Origin of the sequence: Streptomyces sp. R-74717, assembly GCF_047305335.1 — a bacterium.
Taxonomy (GTDB): Bacteria; Actinomycetota; Actinomycetes; order Streptomycetales; family Streptomycetaceae; genus Streptomyces; species Streptomyces atratus.
Window position 1 is genome coordinate 6,209,354 of sequence record NZ_CP102361.1, and the last position, 15,504, is coordinate 6,224,857.

The following is a 15,504-nucleotide window of genomic DNA, read 5'->3' on the forward strand; positions in this document are numbered from 1 at the left end:
TTGCAACGGGTTCTTTGTAACTACTTCTTTGCGTTCTGCTCCGGAGTACCGCCGGCGGCCGCAGGGGTTCATCCCTGCTTGATGAACCCTTCCTGGATCAGCCAGTCCTTCGCCACCTCGTGCGGGTCCTGCCCGTCGACATCCACCTTCGCGTTGAGCACCCGGGCGACCTCCGTCGTCAGCTTCCTGCTGACCGGGTCGAGCAGCCCCGCGATCTGCGGGTACTTCTCGAAGGTCTTGGTGTGGATGACGGGCGCCGCGTTGTAGTTGGGGAAGAAGTGCTTGTCGTCCACGAGCACATCGAGGTCCATGGCCTTGATCCGGCCGTCCGTGGTGAACACCTCGCCCAGCAGGCAGGAGTTGGACTTCGAGACCTGGGTGTAGATGATCCCGGCGTCCATCTTCTTGATGTTGGCGGCCGGGAGCGACATCCCGTACGCCTTCTCCATGCCCGGCAGCCCGTCGTCGCGCGAGGCGAACTCGTTCTCCACGCAGATCGTCACCGCCGACGGGTTCTTCTTCGCCAGCGCGGCGACATCGGAGAGCGTCCTCAAGTGGTACTTCGCGTTGTTCTTCCTGCTGATGGCGAGCGCGTAGGTGTTGTTGAGGGTGGACGGCGTCAGCCAGGTCACCCCGTTCTTCCGGTCCTCGTCGCGGACCGCCTTCCACTGCGCCAACGGGTCGGCGATCGGCTTCGCATGGCCCAGATACGTGATCCAGCCGGTGCCCGTGTACTCGTACATCGCATCCGCGCCGCCCTTGATGATCGCCTCGCGCGCACTGATCGAACCGGGCAGGTTCGTCCGGTCCAGGACCTCCGCGCCGGCGGCCTTGAAGACCAGGCCGATCATCTGGCCGAGGATGATGTTCTCGCTGAAGTTCTTCGAGGTCACGGTCAGCGAAGCACCGTCCAGCGGCTGCCCCTGACCCACGGAGCCCGGCACCACGTCGTCCACCATCGGCGAGCCGCTCTTCAGACCGCACCCGGAGAGCGTCAGCGTCAGGGCGAGGGCCCCCACGAGTCCGGCACGCACCTGCCGAGGGCCCATCTCACCCCACCTCCAGTCCGTGCGGCGTCAACGCCACCTCGACCAGCGAGGCCAGCCAGTCCACCAGCAGCGCCAGCACCACCGTCAGTACGGAACCGAGCACCAGCACCGGCATCCGCTGGGTCTGGATGCCCGAGGTGATCAGGTCCCCGAGGCCGCCGCCACCGACGAAGGTGGCCAGGGTCGCTGTACCGACGTTGAGCACCAGCGCCGTCCGTACACCGGCCAGGATCAGCGGGACGGCGAGCGGCAGTTCGACCTTGGTGAGCGTCCCCATCGCCGACATGCCGATGCCGCGCGAAGCCTCGACCAGGCTCGGTTCGATCGCCTTGAGACCGGCCACCGTGTTGGAGAACACCGGCAGCACCGCGTAGATCACCATGCCGATGATCGCCGTCGACGGACCGATGCCCAGCCAGATGACCAGGAGTGCCAGCAGACCGATCGCGGGGGTCGCCTGCCCGATGTTGGCGACGGCCGTGACGACCGGGGCGCCCTTGCGCAGCCGGCGCCGGGTCAGTGCGATCCCCAGCGGGACGGCGATGACCAGAACCCAGAACGTCGAGATCGCGGTCAGTTTCACATGCTGCCACCAGCGCAGCTGAACATTGCCGCCGGTGAGCGAATTCCTGGCGATCGAGTCGAGGTGGGTGTTGGTGATCCACAGATAGGTGATGGCCAGGACGATCGCGAGCGCGGCCGGCAGCAGTACCAGCTTGCGCCAGGTGATCCGGCGCCGCGGCCCCGCCGGTGGCGGTGGGGGTTCCTCCTCCTCGTCGTGGAAGGCATGGCCCATGACGTCGTGTTCGCCGGGCGGGCGGTCCTTGTCGGACGCGGGCGCAGGGCGGGGGGAGCGCGGAGACCGCGCCGATCCGGGATCCCGCGGGGAGTTGGGATTCATGCGCCCGCACCACCCTCCAGCTCCTGTTCGGTCTGGTGGGCGCGCATTTCCTCCAGGTCGTGCTGGTGCTCGATGGCGGCGAGCCGGTCGGCCTCCAGCAGTTCCTGGACGGAGTTCATCAGGGTGTGCATGTCGACGACCCCGATGAACTCGCCGCGCCGCCCGGTCACCGCGGCCCGTCCGCCGCTGTCGGTGAGCACCGCCTCCAGGGCGTCGTGCAGCGTCGCGTCCCGCGTCACCGTGTCATGGACCAGCTGCCCGGCGCGCGCCAGCGAACCTCGCGCCCGCATCAGGTCGCCGCGCCGCAGCCACTTGTACGGGCGGTTCCTGCGGTCCAGCATCAGGAGCTCGTTGTGCGGGCCGCTGCGCAGCTTGTTGAAGATCGACTGGAGCGGGTCGTCGACCGTGACCGTCGGGAACTGGACCATCTCCACATCCCGTACGCGGGTGAGGTTGAGCCGCTTCAGCGCGGCCCCGGCACCGACGAAACCCGAGACGAAGTCGTCCGTCGGGTTGGTGAGGATCGCCTCCGGGGTGTCGAACTGAGCGATGTGCGAACGCTCCCGCAGTACCGCGATCCGGTCACCCAGCTTGATCGCCTCGTCGAAGTCGTGGGTGACGAAGACGATCGTCTTGTGCAGCTCGTGCTGGAGCCGGATCAGCTCGTCCTGCAGGTGGTCGCGGGTGATCGGGTCGACCGCGCCGAACGGCTCGTCCATCAGCAGCACCGGTGGATCGGCCGCCAGGGCCCGCGCCACGCCCACCCGCTGCTGCTGTCCGCCGGAGAGCGCACGCGGGTAGCGCCCGTGGAACTCCCGGGGGTCGAGGCCGACCAGATCGAGCATCTCCTCGACCCGGTCCTTCACCTTCGACTTCGACCAGCCGACCATCCTCGGTACGAGGGCGATGTTCTCGGCGACCGTCATGTGCGGGAAGAGCCCGGACGACTGGATCGCGTAACCGATCTTGCGGCGCAGCTTCACCGGGTCGATGTCGGTGACGTCCTCGTCGTCGATCCTGATCCGCCCGGACGTCGGCTCGATCAGCCGGTTGATCATCTTCAGGGTGGTGGACTTCCCGCAGCCGGACGGGCCGACGAAGATCACCGTTTCACCGGCCTTGATGTCCATCGTGACGTTGTCCACCGCCGGGCTCGGATTGCCCGGATAGCGCTTGGTCAGGTTGTCCAGATGGATGGTGGCGCCGGAAGTGGTCTTCGTCGTCCCGGAGGTGTCGGCGGCCGTGCTCCCGTTGGCGGTATCGGAGCCGGCGTTCCCGGCGCCGGCGGTCTCAGACACGGATCCCCCTGGGAATGGTGAGCCGCCCGAGCAGTACGTACGCGGCGTCGAAGAGCAGGGCGAGGATGACGATGCCGAGCGTGCCCGCGAGCACCTGATTGAGCGCGTTGGCGCTGCCCAGCGAGGCGATGCCGCGGAAGATCTCATTGCCCAGGCCGGGGCCCGACGCGTAAGCGGCGATGGCGGCGATGCCCATCAGCATCTGTGTGGAGACCCTGATGCCGGTGAGGATCGGCGGCCAGGCGAGCGGCAGCTCCACCCGGCACAGCCGGGCCGGCCGCGACATCCCGATGCCCTTCGCCGCGTCGACGAGCGACGGATCGACGCCGCGCAGCCCCACGATCGAGTTACGGACGATGGGCAGCAGCCCGTACAGCGTCAGAGTGATCACCGTGGGCGGGACCCCGAGCCCGACCAGCGGGATGAGCAGACCGATCGCGGCGAGGGAGGGGATGGTGAGGATCGTCGCCGTCGACGTGATGGCCAGCGACCCCGCCCATACGCTGCGATAGGTGACGACCCCGATCAGGACACCCAGCGCGGTGGCGATGACCATGCACTGGAATACGGCACTGACGTGCTGATACGCGTCGGTGAGCAGCTGTTGATGCCGGTTGCCCAGGTACTCCCAGAAGCTCACACGCCACTCCTCGGCTCAGTTGTTGTCCCCTGCGGCCTGCTCGACGAGCGGGATGATGCGCAGCGGAACCGGGTTCTCCATGACGATGGCCGTGGAGGCCCGGACGATGCCATCAAAACCGACAACCCGGTCGATCACCCGTTGAAGATCGGCGTTGGAACGCGCGACGAGACGGCAGAGCATGTCGCCGTGCCCGGTGGTGGTGTGCAGCTCCAGCACTTCCGGGACACCGGCCAAGTGGGCCCGTACATCGGCGCCTTGGCCCTGCTTGATCTCCAGCGTCGCGAACGCGGTGACGGGGTAGCCGAGCGCCGCCGGATCGACGGTCGGGCCGAATCCGCGGATGACTCCATTCGACTGAAGCCGGTCGAGGCGCGCCTGCACCGTCCCGCGCGCCACGCCGAGCCGGCGCGACGCCTCCAGGACGCCGATACGGGGCTCGCGGGCCAGCAGTACGATGAGCCGCCCGTCCAGATGATCGATCGCCATGGTGCGCCTCCGGGGGTCGCTGTGATGGTCATCATGTACAGATAGCCCGGCCATCATCGCCATCGGCTGTGCAGATTGCCCAGCGGATTCGCGAACTGTTGCGCACCTTGCGAAGCGGCGAGAGCCTTCGAGCATGACTGAGACTCTGCACACCACCCCCGACACAGCCCGGCAGGCCGACCCCTTCCCGGTCAAGGGAATGGACGCGGTCGTCTTCGCCGTCGGCAATGCCAAGCAGGCCGCCCACTACTACTCGACGGCCTTCGGCATGAAGCTGGTCGCCTACTCCGGACCGGAGAACGGCAGCCGCGAGACGGCGAGTTACGTCCTGACCAATGGCTCCGCCCGTTTCGTCTTCACCTCCGTCATCAAGGCGTCCACCGACCACGGCCGCTTCCTCGCCGACCATGTCGCCGAGCACGGCGACGGCGTCGTCGACCTGGCCATCGAGGTCCCGGACGCCCGCGCGGCCTATGCGTACGCGGTCGAGCACGGCGCCCTCGGCCTCGCCGAGCCGCACGAGGTCAAGGACGAGCACGGCACGGTCGTGCTGGCCGCCATCGCCACGTACGGCAAGACCCGCCACACCCTCGTCGAGCGCACCGGCTACGACGGCCCGTACCTGCCCGGCTACGTCGCCGCGGCCCCCATCGTCGAGCCGCCGGCCAAGCGGACTTTCCAGGCCATCGACCACTGCGTCGGCAATGTGGAACTCGGCCGGATGAACGAGTGGGTCGGCTTCTACAACAAGGTCATGGGCTTCACCAACATGAAGGAGTTCGTGGGCGACGACATCGCCACCGAGTACTCCGCCCTCATGTCGAAGGTCGTCGCCGACGGCACCCTGAAGGTGAAGTTCCCGATCAACGAACCGGCGATCGCCAAGAAGAAGTCCCAGATCGACGAGTATCTGGAGTTCTACGGCGGCGCGGGCGTCCAGCACATCGCGCTCGCCACGAACGACATCGTCGCCTCGGTGCGCGCGATGCGGGCGGCCGGCGTCCAGTTCCTGGACACCCCCGACTCGTACTACGACACCCTCGGCGAGTGGGCGGGCGAGACCCGCGTCCCCGTGGAGACCCTGCGTGAGCTGAAGATCCTCGTCGACCGCGACGAGGACGGCTACCTGCTGCAGATCTTCACCAAGCCGGTCCAGGACCGCCCGACCGTCTTCTTCGAGATGATCGAGCGCCATGGCTCGATGGGCTTCGGCAAGGGCAACTTCAAGGCCCTGTTCGAGGCGATCGAGCGCGAGCAGGAGAAGCGCGGCAACCTCTGAGCGCTCAGGGCGTGAAGGCGGGGCCTCCGGCGAACCCGGGGCCCCGCCTCATGTGTTGCCCGTGCCCGGAGGGCACGCCGTCGGGCGTACGACGCGCAGGCCGATCGGGTCCTTGACCAAGCTGATCGAGTGAGGTGTGAGGGGGCGAAGAGGCCGGCGGTGGGACCGGTGGAAGTCGCCGGACGGCCCGCACATCGCGGGCCGTCCGGCGACCGGACCGACACGAGACCCGGGCGAAGTACCGGCCGCCCCCGTCAGTGGCTGCTCAGCACATGAGAGGCCGGGGCCTTGGCGGGCGCCTGCCGCTGCGGCGCCGGTGCGACGGGCCGCGGCTTCGCCGCCGGCTCGGGTGCCCGGGCGGGCTCCATGCCCTGCGGGACGTCGGCCGGAGGGCCGCCCAGGGCGTCCAGGGCCTTCTGGGCCGCCGGGCCTTCCAGCGGCGAGAAATGCGGGTTGATGAGCAGGGCCGCCGCCAGATTGCGGCGCGCCGGACCGTAGTCCTTCAACGCCTGCTGGATCGCGCCCAGGTGGGCCATGTACGAGGCGTTCTGCCCATCCGTGCCGACCGCCTGCGTCGCGTACTGCAGCGCGGAGGACGAGTCGCCGGAGCGGTGCAGCGCCCAGCCCAGCGCGTCCGCCACCGCCGCGCTGCGGTGCGACCGGTCCCATTCCGCCTTCAGCAGCTTCACCGCCGCGGCCGGGTCCCCGTGACCGGTCTCGAAACGGCCGCGCAGAGTTGCGTTGTCCACGCCCTCGCCGTCGTCACGCGTGAGAGCCTTGCCGAGCTGTGCGTACTGGCTCCGGGCATCTTCGTCCCGGCCCAGCGACTCGTACAACTCGCCCAGCTCCAGCATGTATTCGGGCCGGGGGAGGTTGGCCAGCGCCTCCTTGTAGTCGCGCTCGGCCTCGTCCGTACGGCCGAGCGCCACCAGCGCCCCGGCCCGGCCCGCGAGCGACGGGTGGGCACGGTCGGTCCACAGTGCCGCGCTGTACTGTGCCACCGCCTTGTCGGGCTCGCCCCGCTCCCGGGCCAGTTCGCCCAGCAGATACAGGCATTCCGCCTTCTGTGCCGGTGTGGTGGCCCGGTCCGCCGCGGCCTGCGCGTCGGCCTGCGCGTCCTCGCGCCGGCCGAGGTCCCGGTACTTCTGCGCCGTCCGGATGAGAGCCGGGGCGCCGGAGTGCAGCGCCGTGAACTTCTCCACCGCCGTGTTCGCGGACTTGTGGTCACCGAGGCCGTTGTACGCGTCGATCAGGGCCGGATACACGTTCCACTGTTTCGGCTGCCGTGCCCGTACCGTCTCGCCCCACTTCTTCGCCGTGACGAAGTCGTGCCGGGCATTGGCGAGCGTCGCGAGCCCCACCCAGGCCGCCGTGTTCCCGTTCTCACCCGGCTGGATGTCCAGCGAACGCTTCAGCGCCTGTTCGGCCCGGCCGTAGTACGCCGCGTCCGCGGAACGCTGCCCCCACTCCACATAGGCCGCACCGAGCAACGCCCACGACGGCGCGTCGGACGGATGCGTGCCCACCCACTGCTGCCGGTCCCCGATCAGCGCCGTCAGATCGGAGAGCGAGGCGGGGGAGCCCATGTCCCTGGCCTTCAGGGCCCGCGAAACCGGACCGGGCGCGGGCGGCGGCGCGGACTTCTTCTCGTCCTCCGGCACGGCCACCACCGCACCCGTCACCAGTACCGCACCCGCCACCGCACCCATGGCCGCCCTGCGCAGCGTCGTACGCAGCGAAAGGGGCGGCACCTCGGCCGGGGCCGGGTCCGGCGGTGCGGGGCCGGTTCCGGGAGGTTCAAGGGGAGGCTCGGTCGAATCGGGGGACTCCGGAGGCTGCTGCGGTGTGACATCCATACCGATCACTCTGCGTCAGTACGAAGAGCACACCGCGCCTTGCGAAGGCTGCGGCAGACGGGTTCACACCAATGGGCCCGAGTGCCACGCTTGGATCATGAGCGGTCTTCTCGAACAACTGCGTGCGGGTCTGCCCGCCGAGGCCCTGATCACCGATCCGGACGTCATCGCCTCCTACGCCCACGACATGGCGAGCTTCTGCGATGCGGGCACGCCGACCGTCGTCGTGCTCCCGCGCACGGTCGAGCAGGTCCAGCACGTCATGCGCACAGCCACGGCCCTGCGCGTCCCGGTCGTCCCGCAAGGAGCCCGTACCGGTCTGTCGGGCGCGGCCAACGCCTCCGACGACTGCATCGTGCTGTCCCTGGTGAAGATGGACCGGATCCTGGAGATCAACCCCGTCGACCGGATCGCCGTCGTCGAACCGGGCGTCATCAACGCGGTGCTGTCCCGGGCGGTCAACGAGCACGGTCTCTGCTACCCGCCGGACCCCTCCAGCTGGGAGATGTGCACCATCGGCGGCAACATCGGCACCGCGTCCGGCGGTCTGTGCTGCGTGAAGTACGGGGTCACCGCCGAATACGTACTCGGCCTGGAGGTCGTCCTCGCCGACGGGCGGCTGCTCACCACCGGCCGTCGTACCGCGAAGGGCGTCGCCGGATACGACCTCACCCGGCTCTTCGTGGGCTCGGAGGGCAGCCTCGGCATCGTCGTCAAGGCGGTGCTCGCGTTGAAGCCCCAGCCGCCGCAGCAGCTGGTCCTGGCCGCCGAGTTCCCGAGCGCGGCCACCGCCTGCGATGCGATCTGCCGGATCATGGAGCGCGGTCACACCCCGTCACTCCTCGAACTGATGGACCGTACAACAGTCCATGCCGTCAACAGGATGGCCAACATGGGCCTCCCCGACACCACCGAGGCGCTCCTGCTCGCCGCCTTCGACACCCCGGACCCGTCGGCCGACCTGGCCGCCGTCGCAGAGCTGTGCACCGCGGCGGGCGCCACCGAGGTGGTCCCCGCGGAGGACGCCGCCGAGTCCGAAATGCTGCTCCAGGCCCGGCGGATGTCGCTCACCGCACTGGAGACGGTCAAGTCGGCCACGATGATCGACGACGTCTGCGTACCGCGCTCGAAGCTCGGCGCGATGCTCGAAGGCACCGCCGCCGTCGCCGAGAAGTACGGCCTCACCATCGGCGTCTGTGCGCACGCGGGCGACGGCAACACCCACCCCGTCGTCTGTTTCGACCACACCGACGCCGACGAGTCCCGGCGGGCCCGGGAATCCTTCGACGAGATCATGGCGCTCGGCCTGGAACTCGGCGGCACGATCACCGGGGAACACGGCGTCGGTGTCCTGAAGAAGGAATGGCTCGCGCGTGAGATCGGCGAGGTGGGCGTCGAACTGCACCGGGGCATCAAGCAGGCGTTCGACCCGCTCGGGCTGCTCAACCCGGGCAAGGTGTTCTGACGGCCGGCCAGGACCGCGCCCGCTCACGCCTCGCCGTCCTGCCACTCGTCCGACGCACACGGGTCGCTCAGCCACAGATCGTCGGCCGGCAGCGGCGCGAGCAGCTCGGAGAGGGCCTCGTCGATGCCGAGCCGCTCGGTCTCCGTACCCGGCGGAACCAGCCGCAGAGTCCGCTCCACCCAGGTGGCCACCACGGCGGACGGCACCTCCAGAAGGGCGTCGCCGTCGGGCGAGCTCAGGGCCACGAAGATGACGTTGCGCCGGTCGACCTTGGTGGGCCAGATCCGCACGTCCCCCTGGCCGCACGGCCGGAACACGCCTTCGACCAGCAGATCGCGGGCGAACGTCCAGTAGACGGGGAAGTCGGAGCCGACGTGAAAGGCGATGTGCACGGCGTACGGGTCCTCCGTGCGGTACGTCAGCCGGGCAGGGATGGGGATGCTGCGCTCGGGCGACAGAACCAGCTTGAGCTCCAGCTCGCGTTCCACGACGGTGTGCATGAGTGCGTCCTTTCGGTGCCTGTGGGCCGGTCCCGCGACCGGTCCGCACAGGGAGAGAGCGCCCTCCCCTCCATCTATTACGCGACTTCCGGAAAAAATTTCTGCGTGACCGGAAAGTGGCCCAAACCCCTGGACTGGCCCAGGGGTACGCGGGCGTCTGATAGATGTGGACCCGTTGTATTGAGGCCTCGAAGAGATACGGGACCACGGTGATGAGCGCCCCAACCCCGGCACCCGGTGACGAAAGCCCCCGCGAGGGGTACTACCCCGACCCGTCCATTCCCGGATATGTCCGGTACTGGAACGGCGCTTCGTGGGTGCCCGGCACGAGCCGGCCCGCCCCTCAGCAGGGCGAGCCGATGCCCGCAACGTCGTCCGGAGCGGCGGCCGAACCGCAGCCGCAGCCTTCGGCCCCGGCGCCCGCGCCGGTGGACGAGACCGGTCCGGTCTTCCTCGACGAGGAGCCATACGCGGACAACCGCCCCGATCCGGCCACTGCCTGGCAGGCCGACGCCTCCCGGCAGACCGGCTTCGGCGGCGAACGCGACCGGCGGGTCTCCTGGGGCGGCGCCGGGCAGCCCGGCGGACAGGGTGAGCCGGGCCGGCAGAGCGCGCAGAGCCGGCCGCCGTCGGGACCGGAGTCCGGGGCGGGGTCCGGCTCGGGACCGGAGTCCGGCCGAGATCCGCGTACGTCCGTGGACCGGGCCCCGGCCGATCGTGCTCCCGCGGTCCGGGAACCCGTCGACCGGGCCCCCGCAGTCCGGGAACCCGTCGACCGGGCCCCCGCGGTCCGGGAGCCGGTCGACCGTGCTCCCGCAGACCCGCGTCGGCCGGCCTCCCCGGATCCGACGGGCGGTGCACTGCCGGGCATGCGTGACGGCAGGAGCCAGGCCCCCGAGAACACGGTCGCGATCCGCACCGTGGGCCGGGGCGGCCGTCCGCCTGCTCCCCGGACGACGGAACAGGAGCCCGCGGGCGGGACGATGGCGATCCGCGCGTTCGCCCCCGGGACCGGCGCGCAGCCTCCCGCACAGGCCCAGGCCCGGGCACAGACCCCCGCCCCCGCCCAGAGCCAGGCCCCCGCACCGGCACAGACCCCCGCCCCGGCCCCCGCCGAGCTCAACAGTCCTCTCACCCCGGGCCCCGGCGGCGGTGCCGCCTCCTGGGCGCAGCAGGTCCACCAACTCGCCCAGCCCGACCAGGCGGCCCGCCCGCAGCCCCCGCAACACCAACCCCACCTGCCGCTCCAGGGGCAGCAGCCTCACCCACAGCTCGGTGCGCACGGTGGACAGCCGGACCAGCCCGTCGTGCCCTGGAAGCCCCCGGTCAACGACCCCTTCCAGCAGCTCGCGCAGGCCCAGGCATCGGCCAGGCCCGCCGGACTCGGCAGGAGGTTCGCCGCCCGGCTCGTCGACACGGTGGTGCTGGCGGCGCTCGTCGGCGCGATCGGCTTCCCGCTCGTCTCGCGGGCGATGGACCACATCGACGAGAAGATCAGCGCGGCGAAGCTGTCCGGTGAGACGGTCACCGTCTGGCTGGTGGACTCCACCACGGCCGGTCTGTTCGGTGGGGTGCTCGGCGCGTTCCTCGTGCTCGGCGTTCTGCTGGAGGCGCTGCCGACCGCCAAGTGGGGCCGTACGCTCGGCAAGAAGCTCTGCGGACTCGAAGTGCGGGACATCGAGTCCCACGAGGCCCCGTCCTTCGGTGCCGCGCTGCGCCGCTGGCTGGTCTACGGCGTGCTGGGCGTCCTGGTGGTCGGAGTGGTCAATGTGCTCTGGTGTCTGTTCGACCGGCCGTGGCGCCAGTGCTGGCACGACAAGGCGGCGCACACCTTCGTGGCGGGCTGATTCCGCGCGAGGGTCCGCGGAGCCCACTCCTCCGGCTGACGGCTCATCGGGGGAGGGGCCTTCGGGGACGTGTCGTTCCCCCGAACGCACCTGAGCCGTTGCGGGCGCCCGTGGGCCGGGGTGCACTGCCCCCATGAGCAACGATCAGCCGACGTCCGGTCAGCCGCCCGAGGACGACCCGTTCCTCAAGAAGCCGCAGGAGCCGCAGGAGCCGCAGGGGCCGCAGGGGCCGCAGGAACCGCAGGAGCCGCAGGGGCCGTCGTCGGGATCGCCCTACGACAGCGCTCCGCCTCCTCCTCCTCCTCCGTACGATTCCGGTCCCTACGGCGGCGGTGGCCCGTACGGGGGCGTGGATCCGCTGGCCGGTATGCCACCGCTCGGCGAGCCCGGCAAGCGGATTCTGGCCCGGCTGATCGACCTCCTGATCATCTCGATCCCGCTGTATCTGATCTCGTTGCCGTGGGGCGGCGCGCTCGAGATGAACAACAACAACGGCAACAGCAACCTCAGCGATGTCTTCAGCCAGACGTACAGCGGGCACCAGCTGGTCTGGTCGCTGATCGGTCTGGTGGTCTACGTCGGGTACGACACGTACTTCACACACAAGGACGGCCGGACTATCGGCAAGCGGCTGTTGAAGCTGCGGGTCGCGATGCTCAACGACGGCCGGGTGCCGGACACCGGTGCGTCGTTCCTGCGGGCCGTGGTGCTGTGGCTGCCGGCGCTGCTGTGCTGCCCGTGCCTGTGGTGGCTGATCAACATCGTGCTCATGTTCACGGACAAGCCGTACCGGCAGGGCCTCCACGACAAGGCGGCGAAGACGGTGGTCGTACAGACCAACTAGGGGGTGCCGGACGCTCCCTGGGCCCTTCCTGTGCCATACGGCCTCGGTCTCCGTACAGACTCGAAAACCAAGTCTGTACGGAGACCGAGGCCGTATGCGTCAGCGCCGCAGGGAATGCTCGCCCAGCAGTTCGTCCACACGTGCCGCGGCGCGCTGCTCGGCCGTGCGGGCCGCCGGGATCGTGGCCTGGACTCCGTCGAGGGCGAGGCCTTCGGCCTCGACGGCGGCGGAGACCGCGTCCTGGTGCGTTCGAACTGCGGCCCCGGCCTTCGCCGACTTCGCTGTTTTCGCCCGGGACGGGTGGGGTACGGTCACGGCCACCAGCAGGCCGAGCGCAAGCGCCGCGGTCCCGATGACGGCGATGCCGAGCCCCGAACCCGTACGGGAGAGCAGCAGCATGGCGAGGGTCGAGAAGACGACGGTGACCGAACCGTAGGAAAACTGTGCGGCAGTGATACGCGGCATGTCGGTATCCGTCCTCGGGGCATTGGATGGGCAGTCTCTCAACTCGGTCGCACTGTCAATCGACTCTACGACGGTGGATGCCCGTGAGGAACCGGTAGTAAGCGTCACCTAACCCGCGGTACCGGTGCACGGGGGGCGCACGGAGTCATTCCGTTCCCCAACCGCGGGCCCTGACGCGCTGGTTGCCTGCATGGTGAACGTCCGGATAACGGAAATTGTCTCTCGCATAGTGCACTTGGCCTGCCCAAGTCAAGGTCTGTCTTTTCTCGCGTAACTCCGGTCAAATGTCGTCACTTGTGACGCGTATCCGCGCGCGGCCCCTTTACACCACCCCAGGCCGCAGCCGTGGACGCCGGGGAGGAACTGCATCAAGTGACCACTAACAGACGGGCGCTTCGCGCCGCAGCGGTTGTCGTGGCCATGGCCGCCACTGCCGCCACGGCGTCGGCTTTCGCCACTGCCCAGGCGGATGAACACACATCGGGGGCGAAGGCGCCGGTAGTCGACCGCCGCGATCCGGGGTCGGCCAAGGGCAACGAGCACGACCTGCAGGGCCCCTTCAGCAAGCAGCAGGACGCCCAGCGTCAGGCCGCTCTGGAACAGGTCATATCGGGCGACAAGAAGGTGACGAAGCGGGGCGGCTCCCAGGTCGTCAAGCTCGACGACAAGAAGTACGTCGAGCTCGGCCGCGAGAAGACCGACAAGATCTTCACGGTTCTGGTGGAGTTCGGCGACAAGGTCGACAACACGACCATGTTCGACCCGGACGGCGACGGCCCGAAGCCGGCCGTCCCGAAGTACGGCGGCACGCCCGGCCCGGCGCACAACAAGATAGCCAAGCCGGACCCCAAGAAGGACAACAGCACCGCCTGGCAGGCCGACTACAACCAGGCGCACTTCCAGGACCTCTACTTCGGTACGGGCGCCGGCAAGGACTCCCTGAAGACGTACTACGAGAAGACGTCCTCCGGGCGCTACTCGGTCGACGGCGAGGTCTCCGACTGGGTCAAGGTGCCGTACAACGAGGCCCGTTACGGGTCCAACTACTGCGGCTCTACCAACTGCGCCAACGCCTGGGACATGGTCAAGGACGGCGTGAACGCCTGGGCCGCCGACCAGAAGGCCAAGGGCCGTACTCCCGAGCAGATCAAGACGGACCTCGCGAAGTACGACCAGTGGGACCGTTACGACTACGACAACGACGGCAACTTCAACGAGCCCGACGGCTACATCGACCACTTCCAGATCGTGCACGCCGGTGAGGACGAGTCCGCGGGCGGCGGCGTCGAGGGCAAGAACGCCATCTGGGCGCACCGCTGGTACGCGTACGGCACCAACGCCGGTGCGACCGGCCCGGCCGACAACAAGGCCGGCGGCACCGAGATCGGTGACACCGGCATCTGGGTCGGCGACTACACCGCGCAGCCCGAGAACGGCGGCCTGGGCGTCTTCGCCCACGAGTACGGCCACGACCTCGGTCTGCCGGACCTCTACGACACCACCAACACCGCCGAGAACTCGGTCGGTTTCTGGTCCCTGATGTCGGCCGGTTCCTGGCTCGGCACCGGCAAGAACCAGATCGGTGACCTGCCCGGCGACATGACCGCCTGGGACAAGCTCCAGCTGGGCTGGCTGAACTACGCCGAGGCCAAGGCCGCGACGAACTCCACCCACAAGCTGGGCGTGTCCGAGTACAACACCAAGGACAAGCAGGCGCTCCTCGTCTCGCTGCCCGACAAGCCCGTCACCACCGATGTCACGAAGCCCGCCGAGGGCTCCAAGCAGTGGTGGAGTGACAGGGGTGACAACCTCAACAACACCCTGTCCCGTTCGGTCGACCTGACCGGCAAGTCCAAGGCGTCCCTCGACCTTTCGGGCTGGTGGGACATCGAGAAGGACTACGACTACCTCTACGCCGAGGTGTCCGAGAACGGCGGCACCAGCTGGACCGCGATCGACGGCACCGCCGACGGCAAGGCGATCCCGCGCGACGCCAGTGACAAGCCGGCCCTGACCGACGTCTCCGGCAAGTACCAGAAGCTCTCGTACCCGCTGGACGCCTACGCGGGCAAGAAGATCGACATCCGCTTCCGTTACGCCACCGACGGCGGCGCGGGCGGCAATGGCTTCGCCGCCGACATCATCTCGGTCAACGCCGACGGTGCCGCGCTCTTCACGGACAACGCCGAGGGCGACGACAACGGCTGGACCGCCAAGGGCTTCTCCCGCGTCGGCGAGTCGTTCACCAAGGACTACCCGCAGTTCTACATCGCGGAGAACCGCCAGTACGTCAGCTACGACCGGACCCTCAAGGTCGGCCCGTACAACTTCGGCTTCTCCAAGACCCGTCCGGACTGGGTCGAGCACTACCCGTACCAGAACGGTCTGCTCATCTGGCTCTGGGACACCTCCCAGAAGGACAACAACGTCTCGACCCACCCGGGCAAGGGCCTGATCCTGCCGATCGACGCGCACGCCAAGCCGCTGAAGTGGGCGGACGGCACGGTCATGCGCAACAAGATCCAGCCCTTCGACGCGCCCTTCAGCCGGCAGGCGACCGACGGCTTCACGCTGCACAACGCCGACGTGGCGGTGAAGATCAAGCCGCAGCTCGGTATCCCGGTCTTCGACGACCACAAGGGAACCTACTGGTACAGCGAGAACAAGACCGGAAGTGTTCAGGTCGCTGACACGAACACCCGGATCACGATCGTCAGCGAGCCGCGCGACGGCTCGACGATGACCGTGAAGGTCGGGGCCTCGCACAAGTAGTCCCGCATCACCGCAGGTCAGAGCTTGATCGGCCGTCGCCCTCTAGCGGGCGGCGGCCGATCGTGTTTAGGTGCGTCTTGTTCAGATCCTTATTGACAT

At 68.8% G+C, this 15,504-nt stretch carries 13 protein-coding genes; 5 read left to right on the plus strand and 8 right to left on the minus strand.

Going from position 1 to position 15,504, the window contains the following annotated elements:
* Positions 1-68: 68 nt before the first annotated feature.
* The 5 genes from NRF20_RS28395 to NRF20_RS28415 all read right to left on the minus strand — a co-directional run bounded on the left by NRF20_RS28395 (position 69) and on the right by NRF20_RS28415 (position 4,377).
* Entirely contained in the window at positions 69-1,049 is a 981-nt protein-coding gene (locus tag NRF20_RS28395; RefSeq protein WP_413753524.1) for a glycine betaine ABC transporter substrate-binding protein, read from the minus strand.
* Between the two features lies 1 nt (position 1,050).
* Positions 1,051-1,950, minus strand: coding sequence for an ABC transporter permease (locus tag NRF20_RS28400; RefSeq protein WP_398631857.1), 900 nt, complete (start codon positions 1,948-1,950; stop codon positions 1,051-1,053).
* Positions 1,947-3,146, minus strand: a complete 1,200-nt coding sequence (locus NRF20_RS28405; protein ID WP_266365575.1) for an ABC transporter ATP-binding protein — start codon at positions 3,144-3,146, stop codon at positions 1,947-1,949. Before NRF20_RS28405 ends, NRF20_RS28400 begins: the two co-directional genes overlap by 4 nt.
* Positions 3,147-3,240: 94 nt before the next feature.
* Positions 3,241-3,888: an ABC transporter permease gene (locus NRF20_RS28410; RefSeq protein ID WP_413753525.1), complete on the minus strand. Its 648-nt coding sequence runs from the start codon at positions 3,886-3,888 to the stop codon at positions 3,241-3,243.
* 15 nt (positions 3,889-3,903) lie between these two features.
* Entirely contained in the window at positions 3,904-4,377 is a 474-nt protein-coding gene (locus tag NRF20_RS28415) for an Lrp/AsnC family transcriptional regulator (RefSeq protein WP_413753526.1), read from the minus strand.
* Positions 4,378-4,510: 133 nt separating this feature from the next.
* On the opposite strand from NRF20_RS28415, the gene hppD reads away from it, so the two are divergent.
* Complete coding sequence (gene hppD / locus NRF20_RS28420; protein ID WP_266361210.1) at positions 4,511-5,656, plus strand: 4-hydroxyphenylpyruvate dioxygenase; 1,146 nt, start codon at positions 4,511-4,513, stop codon at positions 5,654-5,656.
* A gap of 254 nt (positions 5,657-5,910) precedes the next feature.
* On the opposite strand, the gene NRF20_RS28425 is transcribed toward hppD, so the two are convergent.
* On the minus strand, positions 5,911-7,512 hold the full coding sequence (locus NRF20_RS28425; protein WP_398631856.1) for a tetratricopeptide repeat protein: 1,602 nt from the start codon (positions 7,510-7,512) through the stop codon (positions 5,911-5,913).
* Between the two features lie 97 nt (positions 7,513-7,609).
* On the opposite strand from NRF20_RS28425, the gene NRF20_RS28430 reads away from it, so the two are divergent.
* Positions 7,610-8,977: an FAD-binding oxidoreductase gene (locus tag NRF20_RS28430; RefSeq protein WP_413753527.1), complete on the plus strand. Its 1,368-nt coding sequence runs from the start codon at positions 7,610-7,612 to the stop codon at positions 8,975-8,977.
* Between the two features lie 23 nt (positions 8,978-9,000).
* Here NRF20_RS28430 and NRF20_RS28435 read toward each other — a convergent pair whose 3' ends face one another.
* The gene (locus NRF20_RS28435; RefSeq protein WP_398631854.1) at positions 9,001-9,477 is read right to left on the minus strand and encodes an SsgA family sporulation/cell division regulator; all 477 of its coding nucleotides are present in this window, start codon (positions 9,475-9,477) and stop codon (positions 9,001-9,003) included.
* A gap of 212 nt (positions 9,478-9,689) precedes the next feature.
* Here NRF20_RS28435 and NRF20_RS28440 point away from each other — a divergent pair, with 212 nt between their 5' ends.
* Both NRF20_RS28440 and NRF20_RS28445 read left to right on the plus strand, forming a co-directional pair.
* Positions 9,690-11,324 (plus strand): RDD family protein, encoded by a 1,635-nt coding sequence (locus NRF20_RS28440; protein ID WP_413753528.1) that lies wholly within the window; start codon positions 9,690-9,692, stop codon positions 11,322-11,324.
* 133 nt (positions 11,325-11,457) lie between these two features.
* Positions 11,458-12,168: an RDD family protein gene (locus tag NRF20_RS28445; protein WP_413753529.1), complete on the plus strand. Its 711-nt coding sequence runs from the start codon at positions 11,458-11,460 to the stop codon at positions 12,166-12,168.
* 99 nt (positions 12,169-12,267) lie between these two features.
* On the opposite strand, the gene NRF20_RS28450 is transcribed toward NRF20_RS28445, so the two are convergent.
* Positions 12,268-12,633: a hypothetical protein gene (locus NRF20_RS28450; protein ID WP_398631851.1), complete on the minus strand. Its 366-nt coding sequence runs from the start codon at positions 12,631-12,633 to the stop codon at positions 12,268-12,270.
* A gap of 372 nt (positions 12,634-13,005) precedes the next feature.
* Between NRF20_RS28450 and NRF20_RS28455 the strand changes: the two genes are divergently transcribed.
* A complete protein-coding gene (locus NRF20_RS28455) occupies positions 13,006-15,405 on the plus strand; it encodes an immune inhibitor A domain-containing protein (RefSeq protein WP_413753530.1) in 2,400 nt (799 codons plus the stop codon).
* Positions 15,406-15,504 lie beyond the last annotated feature (99 nt).

Bases quoted from the DNA above. Each gene is read 5' to 3' on its own strand.
- NRF20_RS28395 (WP_413753524.1), bottom strand. From the start codon at position 1,049: ATGGGCCCTCGGCAGGTGCGTGCCGGACTCGTGGGGGCCCTCGCCCTG.
- NRF20_RS28400 (WP_398631857.1), bottom strand. From the start codon at position 1,950: ATGAATCCCAACTCCCCGCGGGATCCCGGATCGGCGCGGTCTCCGCGC.
- NRF20_RS28415 (WP_413753526.1), bottom strand. From the start codon at position 4,377: ATGGCGATCGATCATCTGGACGGGCGGCTCATCGTACTGCTGGCCCGC.
- hppD (WP_266361210.1), top strand. From the start codon at position 4,511: ATGACTGAGACTCTGCACACCACCCCCGACACAGCCCGGCAGGCCGAC.
- NRF20_RS28425 (WP_398631856.1), bottom strand. From the start codon at position 7,512: ATGGATGTCACACCGCAGCAGCCTCCGGAGTCCCCCGATTCGACCGAG.
- NRF20_RS28430 (WP_413753527.1), top strand. From the start codon at position 7,610: ATGAGCGGTCTTCTCGAACAACTGCGTGCGGGTCTGCCCGCCGAGGCC.
- NRF20_RS28435 (WP_398631854.1), bottom strand. From the start codon at position 9,477: ATGCACACCGTCGTGGAACGCGAGCTGGAGCTCAAGCTGGTTCTGTCG.
- NRF20_RS28440 (WP_413753528.1), top strand. From the start codon at position 9,690: ATGAGCGCCCCAACCCCGGCACCCGGTGACGAAAGCCCCCGCGAGGGG.
- NRF20_RS28445 (WP_413753529.1), top strand. From the start codon at position 11,458: ATGAGCAACGATCAGCCGACGTCCGGTCAGCCGCCCGAGGACGACCCG.
- NRF20_RS28450 (WP_398631851.1), bottom strand. From the start codon at position 12,633: ATGCCGCGTATCACTGCCGCACAGTTTTCCTACGGTTCGGTCACCGTC.